The 21,882-nt window shown below is 49.7% G+C and carries 22 protein-coding genes and 2 tRNA genes; 12 read left to right on the top strand and 12 right to left on the bottom strand.

What is annotated here, in order from left to right; all coding sequences use genetic code 11:
* Nucleotides 1-88 precede the first annotated feature (88 nt).
* The 5 genes from sufC to ACOZIO_RS03890 all read left to right on the top strand — a co-directional run bounded on the left by sufC (nucleotide 89) and on the right by ACOZIO_RS03890 (nucleotide 5,047).
* Nucleotides 89-835, top strand: a complete 747-nt coding sequence (sufC, locus tag ACOZIO_RS03910; protein ID WP_013576099.1) for a Fe-S cluster assembly ATPase SufC — start codon at nucleotides 89-91, stop codon at nucleotides 833-835.
* A complete protein-coding gene (gene sufD, locus ACOZIO_RS03905) occupies nucleotides 810-2,111 on the top strand; it encodes a Fe-S cluster assembly protein SufD (RefSeq protein ID WP_129990433.1) in 1,302 nt (433 codons plus the stop codon). The genes sufC and sufD overlap by 26 nt, the downstream gene beginning before the upstream one ends.
* On the top strand, nucleotides 2,111-3,331 hold the full coding sequence (gene sufS, locus ACOZIO_RS03900; protein ID WP_129951707.1) for a cysteine desulfurase SufS: 1,221 nt from the start codon (nucleotides 2,111-2,113) through the stop codon (nucleotides 3,329-3,331). The genes sufD and sufS overlap by 1 nt, the downstream gene beginning before the upstream one ends.
* Before the next feature lie 28 nt (nucleotides 3,332-3,359).
* Entirely contained in the window at nucleotides 3,360-3,773 is a 414-nt protein-coding gene (sufE, locus tag ACOZIO_RS03895) for a cysteine desulfuration protein SufE (RefSeq protein WP_129951706.1), read from the top strand.
* Nucleotides 3,774-4,033: 260 nt separating this feature from the next.
* Complete coding sequence (locus ACOZIO_RS03890; protein WP_129951705.1) at nucleotides 4,034-5,047, top strand: L,D-transpeptidase family protein; 1,014 nt, start codon at nucleotides 4,034-4,036, stop codon at nucleotides 5,045-5,047.
* A 206-nt stretch (nucleotides 5,048-5,253) separates the two neighbouring features.
* Here the strand turns inward: ACOZIO_RS03890 and ACOZIO_RS03885 are convergent, their stop codons facing one another.
* The 5 genes from ACOZIO_RS03885 to ACOZIO_RS03865 all read right to left on the bottom strand — a co-directional run bounded on the left by ACOZIO_RS03885 (nucleotide 5,254) and on the right by ACOZIO_RS03865 (nucleotide 9,521).
* A complete protein-coding gene (locus tag ACOZIO_RS03885; RefSeq protein ID WP_013576093.1) occupies nucleotides 5,254-5,490 on the bottom strand; it encodes a major outer membrane lipoprotein in 237 nt (78 codons plus the stop codon).
* Between the two features lie 293 nt (nucleotides 5,491-5,783).
* On the bottom strand, nucleotides 5,784-7,196 hold the full coding sequence (pykF, locus tag ACOZIO_RS03880; protein WP_129951704.1) for a pyruvate kinase PykF: 1,413 nt from the start codon (nucleotides 7,194-7,196) through the stop codon (nucleotides 5,784-5,786).
* A gap of 549 nt (nucleotides 7,197-7,745) precedes the next feature.
* Nucleotides 7,746-7,822 (bottom strand) — tRNA-Val (locus ACOZIO_RS03875).
* Between the two features lie 29 nt (nucleotides 7,823-7,851).
* Nucleotides 7,852-7,928: transfer RNA gene (locus ACOZIO_RS03870), tRNA-Val, on the bottom strand.
* A 219-nt stretch (nucleotides 7,929-8,147) separates the two neighbouring features.
* On the bottom strand, nucleotides 8,148-9,521 hold the full coding sequence (locus ACOZIO_RS03865) for an MATE family efflux transporter (RefSeq protein ID WP_129951703.1): 1,374 nt from the start codon (nucleotides 9,519-9,521) through the stop codon (nucleotides 8,148-8,150).
* 254 nt (nucleotides 9,522-9,775) lie between these two features.
* On the opposite strand from ACOZIO_RS03865, the gene ACOZIO_RS03860 reads away from it, so the two are divergent.
* A complete protein-coding gene (locus ACOZIO_RS03860; protein ID WP_129951702.1) occupies nucleotides 9,776-10,429 on the top strand; it encodes a riboflavin synthase subunit alpha in 654 nt (217 codons plus the stop codon).
* A gap of 91 nt (nucleotides 10,430-10,520) precedes the next feature.
* Here ACOZIO_RS03860 and cfa read toward each other — a convergent pair whose 3' ends face one another.
* A complete protein-coding gene (cfa, locus tag ACOZIO_RS03855) occupies nucleotides 10,521-11,672 on the bottom strand; it encodes a cyclopropane fatty acyl phospholipid synthase (RefSeq protein WP_129951701.1) in 1,152 nt (383 codons plus the stop codon).
* Between the two features lie 354 nt (nucleotides 11,673-12,026).
* Nucleotides 12,027-13,244 (bottom strand): purine nucleoside transporter PunC, encoded by a 1,218-nt coding sequence (punC, locus tag ACOZIO_RS03850; protein WP_129990432.1) that lies wholly within the window; start codon nucleotides 13,242-13,244, stop codon nucleotides 12,027-12,029.
* A gap of 136 nt (nucleotides 13,245-13,380) precedes the next feature.
* Here punC and punR point away from each other — a divergent pair, with 136 nt between their 5' ends.
* A complete protein-coding gene (gene punR / locus ACOZIO_RS03845; protein ID WP_129951699.1) occupies nucleotides 13,381-14,286 on the top strand; it encodes a DNA-binding transcriptional activator PunR in 906 nt (301 codons plus the stop codon).
* A 35-nt stretch (nucleotides 14,287-14,321) separates the two neighbouring features.
* On the opposite strand, the gene purR is transcribed toward punR, so the two are convergent.
* Nucleotides 14,322-15,347: an HTH-type transcriptional repressor PurR gene (gene purR, locus ACOZIO_RS03840; RefSeq protein WP_129951698.1), complete on the bottom strand. Its 1,026-nt coding sequence runs from the start codon at nucleotides 15,345-15,347 to the stop codon at nucleotides 14,322-14,324.
* Nucleotides 15,348-15,651: 304 nt separating this feature from the next.
* On the opposite strand from purR, the gene ACOZIO_RS03835 reads away from it, so the two are divergent.
* Complete coding sequence (locus tag ACOZIO_RS03835; protein WP_129951697.1) at nucleotides 15,652-15,771, top strand: YnhF family membrane protein; 120 nt, start codon at nucleotides 15,652-15,654, stop codon at nucleotides 15,769-15,771.
* Between the two features lie 165 nt (nucleotides 15,772-15,936).
* Here ACOZIO_RS03835 and ACOZIO_RS03830 read toward each other — a convergent pair whose 3' ends face one another.
* Nucleotides 15,937-16,833: a C40 family peptidase gene (locus ACOZIO_RS03830; protein ID WP_129990431.1), complete on the bottom strand. Its 897-nt coding sequence runs from the start codon at nucleotides 16,831-16,833 to the stop codon at nucleotides 15,937-15,939.
* Nucleotides 16,834-17,186: 353 nt separating this feature from the next.
* On the opposite strand from ACOZIO_RS03830, the gene ACOZIO_RS03825 reads away from it, so the two are divergent.
* Together ACOZIO_RS03825 and ACOZIO_RS03820 are read left to right on the top strand one after the other, a co-directional pair.
* Nucleotides 17,187-17,315: a hypothetical protein gene (locus ACOZIO_RS03825; protein ID WP_258453180.1), complete on the top strand. Its 129-nt coding sequence runs from the start codon at nucleotides 17,187-17,189 to the stop codon at nucleotides 17,313-17,315.
* The gene (locus ACOZIO_RS03820; RefSeq protein WP_015697793.1) at nucleotides 17,296-17,637 is read left to right on the top strand and encodes a Grx4 family monothiol glutaredoxin; all 342 of its coding nucleotides are present in this window, start codon (nucleotides 17,296-17,298) and stop codon (nucleotides 17,635-17,637) included. Before ACOZIO_RS03825 ends, ACOZIO_RS03820 begins: the two co-directional genes overlap by 20 nt.
* Before the next feature lie 92 nt (nucleotides 17,638-17,729).
* Here the strand turns inward: ACOZIO_RS03820 and rnt are convergent, their stop codons facing one another.
* The 3 genes from rnt to ACOZIO_RS03805 all read right to left on the bottom strand — a co-directional run bounded on the left by rnt (nucleotide 17,730) and on the right by ACOZIO_RS03805 (nucleotide 20,198).
* Complete coding sequence (rnt, locus tag ACOZIO_RS03815) at nucleotides 17,730-18,443, bottom strand: ribonuclease T (protein ID WP_129951695.1); 714 nt, start codon at nucleotides 18,441-18,443, stop codon at nucleotides 17,730-17,732.
* A gap of 92 nt (nucleotides 18,444-18,535) precedes the next feature.
* Nucleotides 18,536-18,943 carry a lactoylglutathione lyase gene (gene gloA, locus ACOZIO_RS03810; RefSeq protein ID WP_015697791.1) on the bottom strand — a complete coding sequence of 136 codons (408 nt, stop codon included), beginning with the start codon at nucleotides 18,941-18,943 and terminating at the stop codon, nucleotides 18,536-18,538.
* A 163-nt stretch (nucleotides 18,944-19,106) separates the two neighbouring features.
* Nucleotides 19,107-20,198 (bottom strand): alkene reductase, encoded by a 1,092-nt coding sequence (locus ACOZIO_RS03805; RefSeq protein WP_217137665.1) that lies wholly within the window; start codon nucleotides 20,196-20,198, stop codon nucleotides 19,107-19,109.
* A 413-nt stretch (nucleotides 20,199-20,611) separates the two neighbouring features.
* On the opposite strand from ACOZIO_RS03805, the gene ACOZIO_RS03800 reads away from it, so the two are divergent.
* Nucleotides 20,612-20,851: a DUF1289 domain-containing protein gene (locus tag ACOZIO_RS03800; protein WP_217137664.1), complete on the top strand. Its 240-nt coding sequence runs from the start codon at nucleotides 20,612-20,614 to the stop codon at nucleotides 20,849-20,851.
* Between the two features lie 129 nt (nucleotides 20,852-20,980).
* Nucleotides 20,981-21,877, top strand: coding sequence for an aldo/keto reductase (locus tag ACOZIO_RS03795; RefSeq protein WP_129990429.1), 897 nt, complete (start codon nucleotides 20,981-20,983; stop codon nucleotides 21,875-21,877).
* Nucleotides 21,878-21,882 lie beyond the last annotated feature (5 nt).

Here is a 21,882-nt window from a genome sequence, read left to right as displayed (position 1 = left end):
TGTGAGATGCACGACGCACAGGTTTGAGTTCATTAAAGTCACAGCATAAACAGAATTAAGGCGCGCAGGCGCAAACTCAAGGATACGTATGTTAAGCATTAAGAATTTGAAGGTCCGTGTCGAAGAAAAGGAAATTCTGAAAGGACTTGATCTGGAGATTAAACCGGGTGAAGTACACGCCATTATGGGGCCGAACGGCTCAGGCAAAAGTACGCTCTCCGCGACACTGGCTGGCCGTGAAGATTACGAAGTGACTGACGGTTCCGTGATCTTCAACGGTAAAGATTTGCTGGAACTCGCCCCGGAAGACCGCGCGGGTGAAGGTGTGTTTATGGCTTTCCAGTATCCGGTAGAAATCCCGGGCGTAACCAACCATTTCTTCCTGCAAACTGCAGTGAACGCGGTGCGTAAATATCGCGGCCAGGAACCGATGGATCGCTTTGACTTTGCAGATTTCATCGAAGAAAAAATTGCGATGCTGAAGATGCCTGCCGATTTGCTGACCCGTTCAGTGAATGTAGGTTTCTCCGGTGGTGAGAAAAAGCGTAACGATATTCTGCAAATGGCGGCGCTTGAGCCAAACCTGTGCATCCTTGATGAAACTGACTCCGGTCTGGACATTGATGCGCTGAAGATTGTTTCTGATGGTGTTAACACACTGCGTGACGGCAAGCGTTCATTCGTTATTGTCACCCACTACCAGCGTATCCTCGACTACATCAAGCCTGACTACGTGCACGTTTTGTATCAGGGCCGCATTGTTAAATCCGGCGATTTCACCTTGGTTAAACAGTTAGAGGAGCAAGGTTATGGCTGGCTTACCGACGAAGAGTAATGTCCCTGCGGCGGGCAGTTCGCACGCCATGCAGCAACTTTACCGCCTTTTTGAAAGCCGCGGGGGAGAGCAGTCGCCCCACGCGCATGCCCATTGGCAACAGGTGTTGCGCCTTGGTTTTCCGCACGCAAAACTGGAAGACTGGAAATACACGCCGGTTTCCTCACTGCTGGGTAATCAATTCTTCGCTCCTCAGCAGCAGGCGCTGACGGTTGAGAAAATCAAATCTCTGGCGTTGCCGCTGGATTGTTACCGCCTGGTTTTCGTGGATGGTCGTTTCGATGCGAGCCTCAGCGACAGTGATACCGGTGCGTTTGAAATCGAAAAACTGAACGCGTCCGGGCAACAAACATTACCGGATCCGATTCAGTCAGAGGTGTTTTTACATCTGACTGAAAGCCTGGCGCAGGATTCTTTCTCCGTGCGTTTGCCTGTGGGCAAGCAGGCTGATAAGCCGTTGTATCTGCTGCATCTGAGCAGTGGTCGTGAGCAGTCACGCGAAATGAATACCGTTCATCATCGTTATCATCTGGCGATTGAAAATGGCGCGAATGCTGAAGTGATTGAACATTACCTGAGTCTGAATGAGCAGGGACATTTCACCGGTGCACGTATGACGGTAAATGTGGGCGATAATGCAGATTTCACGCATTACAAACTGGCATTTGAAAGCCAGGCCAGTTTCCACTTTTCGCATAATGATCTGGTCATCGGGCGCGATGCCCGTGTTTCCAGCCACAGCTTCCTGCTGGGCGCGGGTCTGACCCGTAATAATACCAGTGCGCAGCTGAACGGCGAAAACAGCAATCTGGATATCAACAGTCTGGTTCTGCCGGTTGATTCTGAAATTGCCGATACACGCACATATCTCGAACACAACAAAGGTTATTGCAACAGCAACCAGTTGCATAAAGTGATCGTCAACGATCGTGCTAAAGCGATTTTTAACGGCATGATCAAAGTGGCTCAGCACGCACTGAAAACGGACGGCAAAATGACCAACAACAACTTGTTGCTGGGCAAACACACTGAAGTTGATACCAAACCTCAGCTGGAAATTTATGCCGATGACGTGAAGTGCAGCCACGGTGCGACAGTGGGTCGTATTGATGACGAACAGCTTTTCTATCTGCGTACCCGTGGGATTAGCGGGCAGGATGCTCAGCAAATGATCATCTTTGCTTTTGCCGCTGAACTGACGGAAGCCATTGAGAATGAAACCCTGCGTGAAGTCGTCATTGCCCGTATTGCAGGCAGACTAAATCGAGGTAAGTAATGAGTTTTCCACTGGAAAAAGTACGTAGCGATTTCCCTGTGCTGAGCCGTGAAGTTAACGGCCAGCCGCTGGCCTACCTTGACAGCGCGGCCAGCGCACAGAAACCGCATCAGGTCATTCAACGTGAAATGGCTTTCTTCGAGCAAGGTTATGCTGCGGTTCACCGTGGCATTCATACCATGAGCGCGGAAGCGACGGAGCAGATGGAAAACGTCCGCACTCAGGCCGCCCGTTTCATGAATGCCGCATCGGCGGAAGAAATTGTCTTCGTCAAAGGTTCCACGGAAGCCATTAACCTGGTCGCCAATACCTGGGGGCGTGAGTTTTTACACGCCGGCGACCACATCATTCTGACTGAAATGGAACACCACGCGAACATCGTGCCATGGCAGATGCTGGCGAAAGAACGTGAGCTTCATATTGATGTCTGGCACCTGACACCGGAAGGTGAGCTGGATTTATCACAGCTTGAATCACTGATCACGCCACGCACAAAACTGCTGACGTTAGCGCATGTTTCCAATGTATTAGGCACGGTTAACCCGATCGAAAAAATCATTCCGCAGGCTAAAGCTGCCGGCCTGACCGTTCTGGTCGATGGTGCGCAGGCGGTCATGCATCAGGCGGTTGATGTGCAGGCGCTGGGCTGTGATTTCTATGTCTGGTCAGGACATAAACTCTACGGCCCGACCGGTATTGGTATCCTGTACGGGCGCAAAGCCCTGCTGGATCAAATGCCGCCGTGGGAAGGTGGCGGCTCGATGATCAAGCATGTCAGCCTGACAGAAGGCACCACATTCACGGCAGCTCCATGGCGCTTTGAAGCCGGCACACCCAATACCGGCGGTATTATGGGACTGGGTGCGGCAATGGAATACGTCACTGCTCTGGGGCTGGAAAATATCCATGCTTATGAACAGGACCTGATGAGCTATGCGCTCAATGCGATGGCACAGGTGCCAGATATTCAGATTTACGGCCCGGCTACCCGTGCAGGCGTTATCGCGTTTAATCTGGGTAAACACCATGCGTACGACGTCGGCAGCTTCCTTGATCAATACGGTATTGCCATCCGCACCGGTCACCATTGTGCGATGCCATTAATGTCCTTCTACGGTGTTCCGGCTATGTGCCGTGCGTCACTCGCGATGTACAATACCCGTGAAGAAGTCGACCGTTTGGTCGCGGGGCTGCAACGTATTCACCGGTTGTTGGGTTAATCCTGACAGCCCAGATCAGGATGTCTTTATGGCTTTGCCAGATAAAAACAAGTTAGTCAGAAATTTTTCCCGATGCCCGAATTGGGAAGAAAAATATCTGTACGTGATTGAGCTGGGTGGCCAGTTACCCGCCTTAGCGGAAGAGCACCGTCAGGACCAAAACCTGATTTCCGGTTGTCAGAGCCAGGTATGGATTGTCATGCGTACCGATGAGAAGGGGGCACTGACTTTCGAAGGTGACAGTGATGCAGCCATTGTTAAAGGCCTGGTCGCGATTGTCTTTAGCCTGTATCAGGGCCTGACGCCTCGCGATGTGGTGGAACTGGATGTACGTCCTTTTTTCACTGAGCTTGAACTGAGTCAGCATCTGACGCCTTCACGCTCACAAGGGCTGGAAGCGATGATTCGCTCTATCCGCGCTAAAGCAGCAGAGCTCTCTTAATACTGGTGCTGCTGCATTGTCTTGCTCATTAGGAATTGTCTGCTAATGAGCAAGGCAGAACGCTTATTTCCCCCCGTTTATTTCCTTTTACTCCTGATTTTTCAATTCACTATCCTTCTGGGTTTTATCCTGACTTCTGTAAGGTAACTTTCTGATTTACAGTGGTTTGATTGCCATGAAATTCTGCGCTGCTACTATTACCTGACAAGATCATTGCCTTGCCTCAGATTCGCTGAGTGCAGGCCGAAAAAGGACTGAGTATGAGACGCGCATTACCCCTTCTGGCAATGTTAGTTGGCACACTGGTAGCAACGCATTCCATGACCGCAAGTGCGGCAGAATATCCACTGCCGCCGGATAATAGCCGCCTGATTGGTGAAAATACGACATATGTGGTGCCCAACGACGGTAAACCGCTGGAAGATGTGGCGGCCAAATACCAAATTGGGCTGATCGCGATGCTGGAAGCGAATCCGGGAACAGACCCTTATTTGCCCAAAGCGGGCACCGTGCTGACTATCCCATCGCAAATGCTGTTACCGGATACCAAACGTGAAGGGATTGTCGTCAACCTGGCGGAGCTGCGCCTTTACTACTATCCGAAGGGCGAGAATAAAGTCATTGTTTATCCGATCGGTATCGGCCAGTTAGGGCGTAACACACCGGAGATGGTGACCTCTGTCAGCCAGAAGATCCCGAATCCTACCTGGACGCCCACCGCCAATATTCGTAAAGCCTATCTGAAAGAGGGGATTACATTACCGGGGATGGTGCCGGCCGGGCCGGATAATCCGATGGGCTTGTTTGCAATGCGTCTGTCGGCAGGCTCAGGACAGTATCTGATCCACGGGACCAATGCGAATTTCGGCATTGGTATGCGTGTGAGTTCCGGTTGTATCCGTCTGCGTCCAGACGATATCGAAGCGCTGTTTAACTCGGTGCCAAAAGGGACGCGTGTACAAATTGTGAATCAGCCTATCAAGTTTGATGTCGAACCGGATGGTAAACGTTATATCGAGGTACATCAGCCGTTGTCTCACACAGAGAAAGATGATCCGCAAACCAAACCGATCCCACTGACCGCTGCAATGAAGAAATTCATTAAACACGATGACACCAACGCCGCGATGGTAAAAGAAGCGATTACACGGCGTTCTGGTATGCCGGTTGTGGTCAGTGTCGGCGCTAAAGCAGGAAACACACCACCTGCTGTCAACCCGCCACAAATGGCGAATTCGGGCGAACCGGCGGTTAATACAGCCAGCACCCAGTAAACGTTCGCAGAACCACAGCAGAAACGATTTAAACTCCAGGGGCCTGTAGGGTCCCTTTTTTGTGTCTGACATTCACCTGAGCGATAGAGCGCGTTTTAAAGGGGAGGTTTGATGATGATTTAAAGTCGTCAGGGGAGGAGAAAAGCACAAATAGCAGATAAAAAAAATGGCGCACTGAGTGCGCCATTGAACTAGAGAAGTAAATATTACTTCTTGTAAGCGTGAGCTTGGTTGTCCAGACGTTGGTTAGCGCGAGCTGCATCGTCTTTAGCTGCTTGAACGTCAGAACGGATTGCGTTCACGTCGTTGCTCAGTTGGTCAACTTTAGAGTTCAGAGTAGAAACGTCTGAAGACAGTTGGTCGATTTTAGCATTGCTTGAACAACCAGCCAGCATAGTTGAAGCCAGGATTACAGCGCCCAGTACCAGTTTAGTGCGATTCATTATAAAACCCTCTAGATTAAGTTAATCTCCATGTAGCGTTACAAGTATTACACAAACTATTTTCTAATGAGAATAATTTTTTGCCGGTTAACGCTATATTTTGATCGTTCGCTCAAAGAAACATCTTTTTTTACGAAAAAGTTAAAAATTGCAGCGAAAACAGCCGTATTCCATGGGACTTATCCCAATTTTGCTGCTACTGCATTTAGCACTTTTTATGAAAGAAGATACTTTTTGAATAAATAAACGCCACATTTCGTGGCGTTTATTAATGCTCGTGGTCACGTTTTTAATTAAACAACATGCACCGATGAAGTATTGGTTGTGCCGCTCTGAACCAGGGCGCCAGAAACCATCACTACGATATCACCTTTCTGTGCCAGACCGCTTTCGATAGCCGCTTCTTTACCGATACGGTAGAAGTCGTCAGTGGAAGCAATCTCTTTGACCAGCTGAGTCACAACGCCTTTGGTCAGGATAAGCTGACGTGCAGTGATTTCGTTAGTGGTCAGGGCAAGGATAGTCGCATGCGGGAAGTATTTACGCACGGCTTTTGCTGATTTACCGCCGCTGGTGGCAACGACGATCAATGGCGCGTCCAGTTTCTCAGCAGTTTCAACAGCACCACGGCATACAGCTTCTGTGATACGCAGCTTACGGTTGTCATTCTGGCCATCAATGCGACTCTGCATCACGCGGTCAGTACGGTCACAGATGGTTGCCATGATAGTGACAGCTTCCAGCGGGTATTTACCTTTCGCACTTTCGCCAGACAGCATCACTGCGTCGGTGCCGTCAATGATGGCGTTCGCTACGTCGCCAGCTTCTGCACGGGTAGGGCGTGGGTTTTTGATCATGGAATCGAGCATTTGCGTTGCGGTGATAACCACTTTGCGTGCACGGTTACATTTCTCAATCATCATCTTCTGCGCGAAGATCACTTCTTCAACCGGGATTTCAACGCCCAGGTCACCACGTGCAACCATGATGCCGTCTGAGGCTTCGAGAATTTCGTCGAAGTTGTTCAGACCTTCCTGGTTTTCGATTTTGGAGATGATCTGGATGTGTTCGCCACCGTGTGCTTTCAGGTGCTCACGAATCTCCAGAACGTCAGAACGTTTACGGATGAAAGAAGCCGCGACAAAGTCAACGCCTTGCTCACAGCCGAAGATCAGATCACGTTTATCTTTTTCAGCCAGCGCTGGCAGTGCGATAGAAACACCTGGCAGGTTGACACCTTTGTTCTCACCCAGATCGCCGTTGTTCAGTACCTTACAGGTCACTTCGGTTTCGGTGACATTTGTCACTTCCATACCAATCAGGCCGTCATCGACCAGAATGGTGTTACCGATTTTCAGGTCAGCAGCAAAGCCCTGATAAGTAACCGCTACGCGTTCGGTGTTACCGATAACGCTTTGATCGGTGGTGAAAGTATAAGTCTGACCCGCAACCAGGGAAGCATCTTTGCCGCCTTCCAGTTTCATGGTGCGGATTTCCGGACCTTTAGTGTCCAGCAAAATGGCCGCTTTGTGACCGGTCTTCACCATCACGTTGCGGATATTTTGAATGCGCTGGCCGTGCTCTTCATAATCACCGTGAGAGAAGTTCAGACGCATTACGTTCATGCCTGCATCAAGCAGTTTGGTCAGCATTTCTTCGGATTCGGTTTTCGGACCGATGGTACAAACAATTTTGGTCTTTTTCATGACGATTTTATCTACAAGTTGTGATGGATTGGAAAAGCGTTTGCCTGACAGCGGTGCTGCCCGCGCGGAATTGAGGTCTTGCCTGGTTGAATCAAATCATTACTAAGCGTAGAAGACTGTGAAAGGAATGGTGTAGTAAGTTCAGCCAAAGCATAGCGATTTGTGCGATTTATCATCGCTACCGGAGTGATCACGCTTTTGTAATTGCGATATCGACAGATCAAGGGGCTGAAACCATTCAATCGAAGAGACGATGCGTATTATAGAGGGGAACCGGGTGGGAAACCAAATAAAAAACGTGATGCGGCGCAAGCTTAGGGCAGATTTCGGAACGTTGTTTTGAAATTATCCAATGCGGGCAGGGTGGAAAGCGGAAGAGATAACGGTTTGTTCACGCTATTGCAAAAAAAGGAACAGACAGGAAATAATCTTAAATAATACAAACGGATGACTTAACATAAATTCACGCACGAATCTAAAGTGTTGTCAGAAGTGATTTCAGATTGTTCAGGGAGTTTACGGCAGAAGGGAAGGTTCAGAAGATTGCTTTGGTGCGTCCGAGTGGACTCGAACCACCGACCCCCACCATGTCAAGGTGGTGCTCTAACCAACTGAGCTACGGACGCACAATATGCAATGGTCTTGCTAAGAAAGATGGTGCGTCCGAGTGGACTCGAACCACCGACCCCCACCATGTCAAGGTGGTGCTCTAACCAACTGAGCTACGGACGCATCGTTTTTCTTTTTCGTCAGCCAGTGTTGGCGACGGGGACGAATATTAACGACCTCTCTGAGTACTGGCAAGGGAAAAAAGACATTTTCCTGTCATAATGTGTGTGACTGCCGACCTTATGTGCATTGCGTTGTTTTTTTAGACATAACAGCCAGCACAAAGGCTGAAAAATCCGTGCGCCGGTACACCTATGCACAGCGCACGGAAAAGCCGCGGGATTAACGGCCCGCTTTTTGCAAAATAGTATAAGAGGGTTGTTTTTGTAACCAGCGCATCCGCAATGTCATCATCAGCGCGGCAAAAGTCAGCCCCAAAATAAACCCGCACCAGAAACCGCTTGGCCCCATTCGTGGAACCAGAATATCCGTCAGTCCGAGAGTGTACCCTACCGGCAGACCCAGCACCCAGTAAGCGACGAACGTAATGTAGAAGATCGAACGTGTATCTTTATAGCCCCGCAAAATGCCACTGCCGATAACCTGAATCGCATCTGAAATCTGAAACAACGCAGCAAAGATCAGCAGATGGGAAGCCAGCGTGACGACTTCCGGGCTGTCATTATAAAGTGAGGCGATATGCTCGCGAAAAATGATGGCCGTCACGCTTGTGCAGCAGGCCATCATTATCCCCGTTCCGATACTGGTATAGGCTGCAACCTTTGCGCCTTCAACCGAAGATTCACCTAAACGGGACCCTACGCGAATAGTGGCTGCAACACCTAAAGACAGCGGTATAACGAACATAAGCGAACCGACGTTCAGCGCAATCTGGTGACTGGCCACGGCAACAATCCCCAACGGGGAGACCAGCAGGGCAACGATCGCAAACAGTGTCACTTCGAAAAATAATGCCAGTGCGATAGGCATACCCAGCTGGATAAGGCGACGTAGTGTCGGCCAGTCGGGTTTCGCAAACCGTGAATGTGGCTGAGTGTCACGCAGTGCACGATTGCGGCGGACATAAATCCGCATCATGAAGAACATGACCCAATACACTGTGCCCGTCGCGACACCACAACCGACACCCCCGAGTGCGGGGGCGCCGAACTTCCCGTATATAAAAATGTAATTAACGGGAATATTGACCAGCAGGCCGATAAAGCCGAATACCATGCCTGGTTTGGTTTTTGACAAACCTTCACACTGGTCACGCAGCACCTGGAAAAATAAATAGCCCGGCGCGCCCCACATAATGGCATGCAGGTAGCCGACGGCTTTTGCTTTCAGCTCAGGATCAATGTTATGCATCAGGCTAAGAATATGGTCGCACTGATACAGCACCGCGATGATCAGCACCGAAACACCCGAAGCCAGCCAGAACCCTTGCTGAACCTGATGACCAATTTTATCGCGACGCCCGGCACCATTTAAATGCGCGACAGTGGGGGTCAGTGACAACAGTAAACCGTGTCCGAATAAAATCGCCGGCAACCAGATTGAGGTGCCGACAGCCACGGCAGCCATGTCCGTGGCACTGACCGAACCCGCCATTATTGTGTCCACTACGCCCATGGATGTCTGCGCAATTTGCGCAAGGATGACCGGGATGGCAAGCGCTAACAGAACCCGCGCTTCTGCAAGGTACTTCTGCACAGATACACCTTTTTATTTGATTATATTGAATAAAAAATGCCATGACAGATGGCATGGAACAGAGGGAAATAGTCCGAAGATTGTACATTGTCGGTATTTTTAAGCAAACAAAGCTGTTAATGGTCAGTTAAATAATGAAATTGAAGCAGACGGTGCTATTTCTTATCGCAGAGAATTGGCTTTCAATTAATTCTGCGGCAAACTGACCGGAGTGACGTTTTAATACAGCAGTTTTAAACATTGAGGAAAAGGCTATGTTTACCGGAATTGTACAGGGAACCGGCACGGTCGTATCGATCGACGAGAAACCTAACTTCCGTACCCATGTGGTTCGTTTACCTGAAAATATGCTGGATAACCTGCAGCTTGGCGCATCGGTGGCACACAATGGTTGCTGCCTGACCGTCACTGAGGTTAACGGTGATCTGGTCAGTTTTGACCTGATGAAAGAAACCTTGCGTCTGACGAATCTCGGTGAACTGAAAGAGGGTGATCCGGTTAATCTGGAACGTGCAGCGCGATTTAATGATGAAATTGGCGGGCATTTAATGTCTGGTCATATTATTTGCACGGCAGAAGTGGCAAAAATCCTGACCTCAGAAAATAACCGTCAGATCTGGTTTCGCATGCCGCATGAAGATTTGATGAAATATGTATTACATAAAGGTTATATCGGTATTGACGGTATTAGTCTCACTATCGGTGAAGTGACCCGCACCCGTTTTTGTGTGCATTTAATTCCGGAAACATTGCAACGCACGACGTTGGGCACAAAACGTCTGGGTGACAAAATTAATATCGAAATCGACCCGCAAACCCAGGCGATTGTCGATACGGTAGAACGTGTATTAGCCAGCCGTGAAGCGGCTATCGCCACGGCGCAGGCGATGATCGATAAAGCGCAATAGCATCTCAGGCTTTTTATTCGAATAAAAAATGGCGTGCATAAAAAACCGGACGATAAATGTCCGGTTTTTTTTATTGGCAAACCGAAGATCATCAGCGTGGTACGCGGATACCTCCATCAACGCCTTCCGGGCTGAAGACAACCTGCCACAACTGAATATCCCGGGCGCGGAAAGCCCCGGCGCAGGCATTCAGGTAGTAGGTAAACATACGGTGGAAACGTTCACCGTATTTTTCCGCCAGTTCCGGCCAGTGTTTCTGAAAGCGTTCATTCCATGCCATCAGTGTGCGATCATAATCAGCGCCAATATTGTGCCAGTCTTCCATCACAAACAGTGACTCGCTGTTATGTGCAATTTGCTGAACAGAGGGCAGACAGCCGTTGGGAAAGATGTATTTATCAATCCACGGGTCGACATTAAGGTCTGTTTTGTTAGAACCAATGGTGTGCAGCAGGAAAATACCGTCAGGTTTAATATTGCGTTTGGCGACATTAAAATAGGTCTGATAATTTTTCGGACCCACATGTTCAAACATCCCGACAGAAACAATACGGTCAAACTGATCATTCAGGTCACGGTAATCCTGCAGCAGGATAGTGACATCCAGCCCTTCACAGCGTTTTTGAGCCAGTTTTTGTTGTTCAGCAGAAATCGTGACACCTACAACGCTTACGCCATAATTTTTGGCGGCGTACTCAGATAACCCACCCCAACCGCAACCGATATCCAGCAGGCGCTGTCCCGGTTTTAATTGCAGCTTGTCGCAGATCATTTTGAGTTTTGCTTCCTGCGCTTCTTCAAGCGTAGTGGCTTCTTTCCAGTAGCCGCAGGAATATTGCATGTAGGGGTCGAGCATCAGCGTAAATAAATCGTTGCCCAGATCATAATGCTCTTTGCCGACAATCCACGCCCGTTTGCGCGATTGCAAATTAGTCAGGCGTGCTGCGGCGACACGTAAAGTATCTTTGAAATGGTGGGGCAGTTTATTTTCCAAACCGGCACGGATAACACGCTGGAAAAAGATATCCAGACGGTCGCATTCCCACCAACCGTCCATGTAACTTTCACCGAGGCCCAGAGAACCTTCCTGTAAAACACGCTTAAAGAAGTCAGTGTTTTTTACTTTAAGGTCGAAAGGACGATTACCGTTTACCTGAATATCTGCCATCGCCAGCATCTCACTGGCGATCCGATACCATTGATTGTCCTGAATGCTTTGGTCTTCTATACACGATGAACTCATAGCTTCTCCATCACTTTCTCTTCTGACTTATTAACCTGCCGGGAAAAGCAAAGGCTATTTTTGCAGGTCTTTATGAGAACAGACGACTAGCGTCTCGCCCGATATTCGACACCAACAGAGGAAATTAAGAAGAACGCCTGCGCGCCGGAAGACGGGCAGGAAAATCATCCGTGAAAAGTATTCAAAAAATAAGTGTGACACCGTCCGCGCGTCTGGCTTAAGTATGTAATAAAAGTTTTGTAAAAATGCTATTTTATTTGGTTTTGTTGAGTATAGGCTCGCTGGCAGGCATTCTCAATAGTAAATCGTAATCAATGAAAATGCCCGCTAAGTGACTGTTACATTAGGGTATTATCACTGTTGATTTGCGTGCAGAGTCTGAGTTTCCTGCTCCGGTGGCTGCTCATCGTCTCGTACATTTTTATGCTGTAAAGAGAGCCAGCGGCCCAAAACTACCAACAATAGTGTAGACAGCATGATCGTGACTGTCGCCATGAGCGGGTGCACAATAAATGCGGAAACCAGCATGCTGGCAAGGAAGCAAAGCCCAAGCTGCAAGGTATTCTGCAACGCTGCCGCCTTACCTGTATTAGCAGGAAATGGCATTAATGCATTTGCGACAACAATTGGATAGGTTGCACCATTCACCAAAGCCATCAGACAGAAAGGGATCAGCAAACTTGTCAGCCCGGCATCTGTGAACATAGCCACACAGAACAAGGCCACCATACTGATGCCGTAACCAGTCAGTAACCATGGCAGAATTTTATTGCCGTCCAGCCTGTTGATCAGAACACGGCAACCAAAACCACCGAGCAGGAAAGCGATAGTCTGTGGAACATAGCTCAGCCCGATGGCACCGGGTGAATAGCCCATATCGCTCAGGATAAACGGTGAGCCCGTCAGCCACGCAAAGAAACCCGCTGAACAGGCGGCATAAATCATGACATTCCCGCTGTAAACAGGCGATTTCAATAAAGTCGTAAAGCCGGTTTTATCTGCCTTTGCGTCTTTTGCCGGTTTGTTTTCATGCAGAGTCAGCGTCGTCAGCACTAAAGCGATGGCAACGACGGTCAGCAGGGCAAAAATAGCTTCCCAGTCAAAATGATTGAGCACCCAGGCACCCAGCAACGGTGCAAGAGCCGGAGAAAGCGCCACTAACGGCATAATGCTGGCAAAAGTTTTTTTTGCCACATCGGCAGAAAAACGGTCAACAACGATAGCCTGCCAGGTGACTGCGGCAGCACACACGCCTATGGCCTGTAAGAAACGCAGGGCCAGAAGAGCGCGTACATTCTCAACCCAGATAACACCCAGACAGCCGAACGCAAAAAGTATCAGACCAAGAAGCAATACCGGTTTACGGCCGATTCTGTCCGACAGTGGCCCCCACAGCAACTGACCAACAGCAAATCCACCGAGAAAAATGCTCAGACTTGCGCTGATCATCCCGGGGCTGGTCATCAGACTGGTTTGCATGGCACTGAATGCAGGCAGATACATATCGGTGGCTAAAAAGCCCAGCATGCTCAGACCCGCAAGATAGAGCATAAATCCAAAGGAGGGTTTCATTATTGTCTCGTTAATTTATTTATTGCAGATGATGTGACGCAGATTTCATACCGGGGGCGGAGTTTAACGCTTTGATAACAGGCTTGTGAAACGTTAATATTTGCACTCTGCTATCAAAAAAATTGAAGGCTGGATTATGTGGTCAGAATACGCTCTCGAAGTGGTTGATGCTGTCGCAAGAACCGGCAGTTTTAGTGCAGCTGCGCAGGACTTACACCGTGTGCCTTCTGCCATCAGTTACACCGTCCGCCAGCTTGAACAATGGCTGGCCGTGCCGTTGTTTGAACGTCGACATCGTGACGTAGTGCTGACGCCAGCGGGAAAGGTTTTTGTCGATGAAGCACGGGTTATGACAAAAAAAATGATAGCCACCCGCCGGCAGTGTCAACAGGTGGCGAACGGCTGGCGCGGCGAATTACGTGTGGCGGTCGACCGGATTGTCAAACCCGCACGGACACGGCGTCTGGTGCTCGATTTTTATCGCCATTTTGCGGATACCGAACTCATTATTCACTCGGAAGTGTTTAACGGTGTCTGGGATGCGTTGGTCGACGGGCGTGCAGACGTGGCGATCGGCGCTACGCGCGCGATACCGGTTGGCGGGCGCTTCAGTTTTCGTGATATGGGATTTATGGACTGGCATTGTGTCGTCAGCCCGCAACATCCGCTGGCGCAGCTATCCGGTGCGCTGAACGATGATCAACTGCGACCTTATCCGGCATTGTGCCTGGAAGATACTTCCCGGACATTGCCTAAGCGTGATACCTGGACGCTCGATAACCAGCGGCGTCTGGTCGTGCCGGACTGGACCTGTGCGCTGGAATGCCTGACTGAGGGTTTATGCGTGGGTATGATGCCGGTTCACCGGGTCATGCCGTGGATTGAACAGGGAAAATTACAGGTGCTGGCACTGGAGAATATATTCCCTGACAGCCCGTGCTGCCTGACGTGGGATCAAAGCAATCCTTCACCTTCACTGAGCTGGCTGTTGGAATACATGGGCGATACAGACACCATGAATCAGGAATGGCTGCGCGATTAGAACAAACGCCTGCACAGGCAGGCGTTTGTTATTTGTTAACGACGGTAATCGCGGTACGGGCCGTCGGCGACTGAACGGCGCTCGACCAGTTTCGGATGCACTTCGATGGTCTGGGACTCTTCACGCTTACTGACAATTCTGTCCAGTAACATCGTAAAGGCCATTTCACCCAGACGTTCTTTCGGCTGATGCACGGTTGTCAGCGCCGGGGAGAAGTAACGGGCGTTACGCACATTGTCGTACCCGATCACGGAAATATCCTGAGGAACGCGAAGGCCGAGTTCGTCTGCGGCACAAATTGCACCCATTGCCATCACATCGCCGCCGCAAAATACGGCAGTCGGACGATGCTTCTGCATCAGAATCTTATGCATTGCCTGGTAGCCAGACTCTGGTTCGAAATCACCCTGAACTACCCATTCGTCACGAAGAGGAATATTGGCTTCAGTCAGTGCTTTCACAAAACCCTGGAAGCGGCCGCCGCCGGTATTACGCGCCAGTTGCCCGGGGATCACGCCAATATCACGATGACCGCGTTCAATCAGATAACGACCGGCCATGTAACCACCTTCGAAAGCGTTATCGATAATGCTGTCGGTAAAGTTCTTGCGTGCTTCACCCCAGTCCATGACCACCATGGGAATCGAGCGGTACTCTTCGAGCATATTGAGCAATTCATCAGGGTATTCCGCGCACATCACCAGCAAGCCGTCGACGCGTTTTTGCGCCAGCATTTGCAGGTAGGCCTGTTGTTTCTCCAGGTTATTATGCGAGTTACACAAAATCAGCGTATAGCCTTTGGAGAAGCAGCTGTTTTCCACGGCTTCAATCACTTCGGCAAAATAGGGCGCTTCGCTTGAGGTGGCCAGCAGGCCGATGGTTTTAGTGTTATTGACCTTCAGACTGCGGGCTACAGCACTCGGAGAGTAATGTAACTCTTTGATTGCAAGGAGAACCGCTTCTTTGGTTTCTTCGGCGACGAAACGTGTTTTATTGATGACGTGCGACACGGTTGTAGTGGAAACGCCAGCGCGCTTTGCGACATCTTTAATCGTTGCCATGTAAACAATGACTCCTGAACTCACGTGCTTCAGCACGTTAGCATTATGTTAATCGTTTGCCTGCGAGGATTTAACTGCTGGCTTCTCAAAGGGCAGTGAAATCATTGGGTGGATTCTTCAGAATGAGGCGCGAAATGCTCTCGGGTGAAATCGACCGGCACACAGACGTGTTAACCGACAATTTTCTCTTATAATGCAGGAAAGTGGAAGCAAAATTCTCAGGAACGCATTGTCATTCAACACAAGATTTTAAAGGTTAATTATGAGAAAATGCGTTGGCACACAATGAGTGTGGTATTAAGAAATGCCACAATTTGATCCGAAAGGGGGTTTGATGGACAGCAACCTGAAATTATCGTTGATCACCACGGTATGCGCTTTGCTTATGATTATCGCTTTCAGCTTCACTGCAATAATGAACTGATTCAATAAGTGATCCGCCATAAAAAAGGGCGACGCCTGTCACAGGCGTCGCCCTTTTCAATGTTACGCAGTGACCGTTACCGCCGATGTTCTTCCCTGCAGAAACGCTTCGTTAAATGCTATTCAATGGCTGATTAGCGAACCTTCAGACTTAACGAATTGTTTATTATCGGATCGTTTTAGGGGTCATTACCCGACGTGCGCCTACATAGTGGTCTTGCCAGTAATCATCGCCAAGAGAAGTAATTTTAATGTCTTCGCCCGTTCTTGGAGACTGAATAAACTTGCCGTTGCCAACGTAAACCCCAACATGGTCTGCCGCGCCGCGGTTATTGATTCTGAAGAACACCAGATCACCGCTTTCAAGTTCGCCGCGTTTGACCGGAGCGGCATCGCGCAGGTGATACATTTCATTCGCTGTACGTGGCATTTTTATACGGATCAAATCTTTGTAAGCATAATAAACTAAGCCGCTGCAATCAAAACCGGTATTCGGCGAGGTTCCGCCCCAGCGATACGGTTTTCCTACCTGGTGCATCAGTTTGGTCATGGCCGTTTGCTGAGCATGCTGATAGCGTTTTTTATGTGTTGCACTTAGCGTAATCGGTTTGCTGTCTTCTTCGAATTTCTTACCTTTACGGTGCCGGCCATAGGCTTCTTTTTTACCGGCCTTTTCCGTGCTGTTTTTCGCGAGGGCACGGGTTTTGCTATGTCTCTCTGTTTTGCTCTCGGCCCGCGTGGTCTTGAGTGTCTTTTCTTTTTTACTTTCGGCCCGCGTTTTGGCGCTTCTCTCCGTCGTGGTCTTTCGTTTAACCAGTTCGGTGCTTTTCACTTTCTTCTTCGAATTCTTATCCTGAGTTTTTTGTTCTGTGACGGGCGCGGTTTTCGTTTTTTTACTGTTTTTCGCAGCAACCGTTTTTCGCTTTCGTCGTTCTTCCGGCGCAGCCTGATTAACATGACTTTTACGCTGATCGGCAGAGACACGAGTCTGTGGCGACGCATGTGCCATATTTAAAAACAGCTGGGTAAAGAGCAGCACAAAAAGCGTGAACAGTAAGCGCATAGCTTCGTTACCATGAGTGGTAGGTTAAACATCAGGGATGTCAGAGTATTGCCTAAAAGAACCCGACAAAAAAGCACGAATTGCCTCGATTCTAGATCATATTGTGAGAAAAAGTTAATAGCTTTTTTTATGTCGAAATAACCGCCATTTTTAGTCAAAAAAATGACCGTTTTTCATGATGTTAATATTTGAGTTAATCAGTGGAATTCTGCAAATTTGATCGGATTGATGAACGCCGGAAATGTTATTCCCGATGAATGTTTAAATATGTGAGCCTGAGCGCACCCGCTAAAAATGGTTAAATAAATTGTCAGCACTGAGAAAGACCCCACAAAAAATGGCGTTTTTATCTGATGGCTGCCGTCGTTACAATAGAAGGTATTGTGATTGTACACCGTCTCTTTGTGCTGCGCGTGAAGAGCAATGATCGTGACAGCCTGTACCGGCTTGAGGAAGCAAGAAATGACTACTCCAACTATTGAAAAGATTCAGAAGCAAGTTTCTGAAAACCCGATTCTGCTGTACATGAAAGGTTCGCCAAAACTGCCAAGCTGCGGTTTCTCTGCTCAGGCTGTTCAGGCGCTTTCTGCCTGTGGCGAACGTTTTGCTTACGTGGATATCCTGCAGAACCCGGACATCCGTGCTGAGATGCCAAAGTTTGCTAACTGGCCAACGTTCCCACAATTGTGGGTGGACGGCGAACTGGTTGGCGGCTGCGACATCGTGGTTGAGATGTTCCAGCGCGGCGAGCTGCAGCAGTTGATCAAAGAAACTGCTGAGAAATACAAATCTTCTGAAGAGTAATACTACGGAAGATCACCGGCTTTTCGACCGGAAAATATGAAGAGCGACATGATGTCGCTCTTTTTTGTTTTCAGTCCGCCGGAAAGTCGTCATTACTGATTTTCTTCAGACGCCGTTTCGTCTTCGGCTTGTTCGTCTGAAAGCACCAGAGGCCAGCCGCCAAGGCGTTTCCATCGGTTTACCAGTTCGCAGAACAACTCGGCCGTGCGCTCGGTATCATACAACGCAGAATGTGCCTGGCTGCTGTCAAAATCGATACCCGCACTGATACAGGCTTTTGCCAGCACCGTTTGCCCGAGTACCAGCCCGCTTAGCGCGGCAGTATCAAACGTAGCAAAAGGGTGGAACGGATTACGTTTCAGCCCGGCACGTTCGGCCGCTGCCATGAGGAAACTGTGATCAAAATTCGCGTTGTGCGCCACAATGATCGCACGGTTACAGTTCTGCTCTTTCATTCCTTTGCGGATGACTTTGAAAATCTCATGCAGGGCTTCATATTCACTGACTGCGCCGCGTAACGGATTGGTCGGATCGATACCGTTAAATGCCAGCGCTTCCGGCACCAGTATCGCACCTTCAAAAGGCTCGACGTGGAAATGCACGGTCTCATCGCTTTGCAGCCAGCCGTCCTGATCCATCTTCAGCGTGATCGCTGCAATTTCCAGCAGCGCATCGGTTCTGGCATTAAATCCGGCGGTTTCTACATCGATAACCACGGGATAAAAACCACGAAAACGGCCTCTCAGGGCGTTAATGTCACTATTCTCGGCCATTAGTTTCTTATCTTCATCGAATTCAGCGCGCATTATGACAAATTTTGCCGCCGCTTGCAGGGTTGTGGCAAAAATCAGGCAATAAAAAAGGGCGCGATTGCGCCCCAGTCGGTGGTCGGGGAAATTTAATTACCCAGCCCCTGTCCTGCGTGTCTGGATTCGATCAGTTCGATTTTGTAACCGTCCGGATCTTCAACAAACGCGATAATAGTGGAGCCGCCTTTGACCGGGCCCGCTTCACGGGTCACTTTCCCACCCGCATTACGGATGTCATCACATGTTTGCGCAACGTTATCAACGCCCAATGCGATATGACCGTAAGCGGTGCCGATGTCGTAGCTGTCGACGCCCCAGTTATAGGTCAGTTCGATCACTGCACCTTCACTTTCTTCGGTGTAACCGACGAAAGCCAGAGAATATTTATATTCAGTGTTTTCGCTGGTACGCAGCAAACGCATACCTAAAACATCGGTATAGAAGCTGATAGCACGTTGCAGATCGCCAACGCGAAGCATGGTGTGGAGTAAACGCATAGGTTCCTCTTTATTTGCAGGATGAGAATTAACGGGTCAAGACTAACTGATAGCAGCCACTTTGTCTGTAAAAGGGCAACCGATTGTTGAATGACTGACCCAAAAAAAACAGCAGAAGGAGGGCCACTTCTGCTGCAAGGAGTCAATGACTCTTTTTTAATTATTACAGTGTCGGATAATCGGTGTAACCCTGAGCACCGCCGCCATAAAAGGTTTCCGGTTTGGGTTCGTTAAGCGGCGCGTGAGATTTCAGTCGCTCAACCAGATCAGGGTTTGCAATATAGCTGCGGCCAAATGCCACGGCATCGATATAACCTTTTTCGATCAGCTCTTCGCCTTTCTCTGCGGTGTAAGCACCAGCACCGACAATCACGCCCTGATAGTGCGCACGGATCACTGCACGGAATTCTGTGCTGTAAGGTTTGCCGCCCGCCCAGTCCGGTTCGGAAATATGCAGGTACGCCAGTTTGCGTTTGTTCAGTTCATCGAGCAGATAAATCGCAGCCTGTTCCTGGTCTTCACCATTATCCAGCCCGTTGAAGGGTCCCATAGGTGAAATACGTATGCCCACACGATCAGCGCCGATAGCGTCAATGGCGGCATCCACGACTTCCAGCGTCAGACGGGTACGGTTTTCAATGCTGCCGCCGTATTCATCTTCACGCAGGTTTGATGCCGGAGACATGAACTGGTGCAGCAGATAGCCGTGCGCGGCATGCAGTTCAATGTAATCGAAACCGGCTTCAGCGGAGCAGGCGGCGGCATGACGAAAATCGTTCACGATCCCCGGAATTTCGCTGAGTGCTAAGGCACGCGGTGTCGGACAATCGACACGGATGGCGTGCCCCTGTTCATCACGCAAGCTGGTGCGGGTGTTCGGATTGACGGCGGAAGGCGCAACGGGTGTCTGGTTGTCGGGCTGAACGCTGTTATGTGAAATGCGTCCGGTATGCCACAGCTGAACCGCAATGCGTCCGTCTTTATGATGAACGCCGTCCACGATTTTTTTCCATGCAGCAACTTGTTCCGGCGTGTGCAGGCCCGGTGCACCGGCATACCCTTTCGCCTGGAATGAAACCTGAGTGGCTTCAGTAATGATCAGGCCAGAACTGTGGCGCTGTGCATAATATTCGCCCATGAGCGGTGTCGGGATGTCACCGGGTTCGATGCTGCGCAGACGGGTAAGCGGAGCCATAAAAACACGGTTAGGTAGCGTGTTTTTACCGACAACAATAGGGGTGAAAAGCTTGGTCATTTCAGTAACTCCGAAGTTAATGGACTGATCGGTAAGACGTTCAGGGATTATATTCACGTCAGACGACCTTTTCTTAATGCCACCTTTCTATCGCATCTGACCTGCCTGTGACTACGCGCACGGTGCTTTTTCGCGAAACACAGTCTGATTTCAGCTTTGCATCCATACTTAACGGACAGAAAAAAATGAAAAAGAGCCGGCGGGTGCCGGCTGAGGTGAGGGCAAACATCTGTTTTCTTGGTGAAGGCTTGCGAAACAGTAGGGCCATTTTCCGACAGGTGAAAATGGCGAAAGGAAGGGTAACAGGCCTGTGTTGCAGATATTTGAAGAATGAAACATTGAGGCGCAAATCACCTTGCGGGATAGCAGGAAAGCGTCTTGAATAAATATTCACCGTTATTTGCGGAGGGCATGTGGCTCAGCAACTCGAATTTTTTGACATCCCCAGTCCATGCCGTGGCATTTGTCAGGCGGATGAACGCGGATATTGCCGTGGCTGTCTGCGCAGCCGCGAGGAGCGTTTCGGCTGGATGAAAATGACTGACGCAGAAAAACGCCATGTGCTGCGGTTATGTCAGCAACGCCTGCTGCGCCAGCAACGCACAGGAAAACAACCGGACGAACCCTCACCGGAGCAACCAGAGTTGTTCTGATTTCACCTGTCTTTTACCGTTGTCGTGACGGCGGTCCGCTTCTTTACTATTCTTGCGCATCGCATCAATACAGCGCCACAGGCGTTGTGTATTCTGTGGGTCGAAAATCAAAAACATAAGGGATTTATAATGCAAGCACGTACCCCGATTTCTCCGCAAGGGCCGGTATTCTCCACGCTGATTTGTGGTTACTGGCGACTGATGGAATGGAACATGACGCCGCAGCAGGTTCTGGCGTTCATGGAACAGCACATTGAGATGGGCATTACAACGGCCGATCATGCAGACATTTATGGCGGCTATCAGTGCGAAGCGGCATTCGGTGAGGCATTGCGCCTTAAACCCTCTTTGCGGGAACAAATGCAACTGGTCAGTAAATGCGGTATCGCCACCACGGCAGACCCCGACAACAAAATTGGTCATTACATTACGGATACGCAGTACATCGTGGGGCAGGCGGAGAAATCATTGCGCAATCTGCGTACCGATTATCTGGATTTATTACTGATCCACCGTCCGGATCCGCTGATGGATGCGGATGAAGTCGCCGGAGCGTTTACGCAGTTGCACAAAAGCGGCAAAGTAAAACATTTCGGTGTGTCTAACTTCACCCCGGCGCAGTTCAGCCTGTTGCAGTCGCGTCTGCCCTTTTCGCTGGTGACTAATCAGATAGAAATTTCCCCGATCCATCAGCCGGCCATCCTTGACGGCACGTTGGATCTTTGCCAGCAGCTGCGTATCAGACCGATGGCCTGGTCCTGTCTGGGGGGCGGGCGTTTGTTTAGCGAGACGCAATTCCAGCCGCTGCGTGAGGAACTTCAGGCTGTTGCGAATGAAATGGGTGCAGACACCATTGAACAGGTGGTTTACGCCTGGGTCATGCGCCTGCCGTCTCAGCCGCTGCCGATCATCGGCTCGGGTAAAATTGAGCGTGTTCAGTCAGCGCTGAAATCATTGTCTCTGGAAATGACCCGTCAGCAATGGTTCCGCATTCGTAAAGCAGCATTAGGATTTGATGTTCCTTAACGCCT

The organism is Rahnella sp. PD4 (genome assembly GCF_049199325.1).
In the GTDB taxonomy this organism is placed as follows: domain Bacteria; phylum Pseudomonadota; class Gammaproteobacteria; order Enterobacterales; family Enterobacteriaceae; genus Rahnella; species Rahnella perminowiae.
Note: the sequence above shows the minus strand (reverse complement) of the source record. Positions and strands in the feature narration are given on the sequence as shown.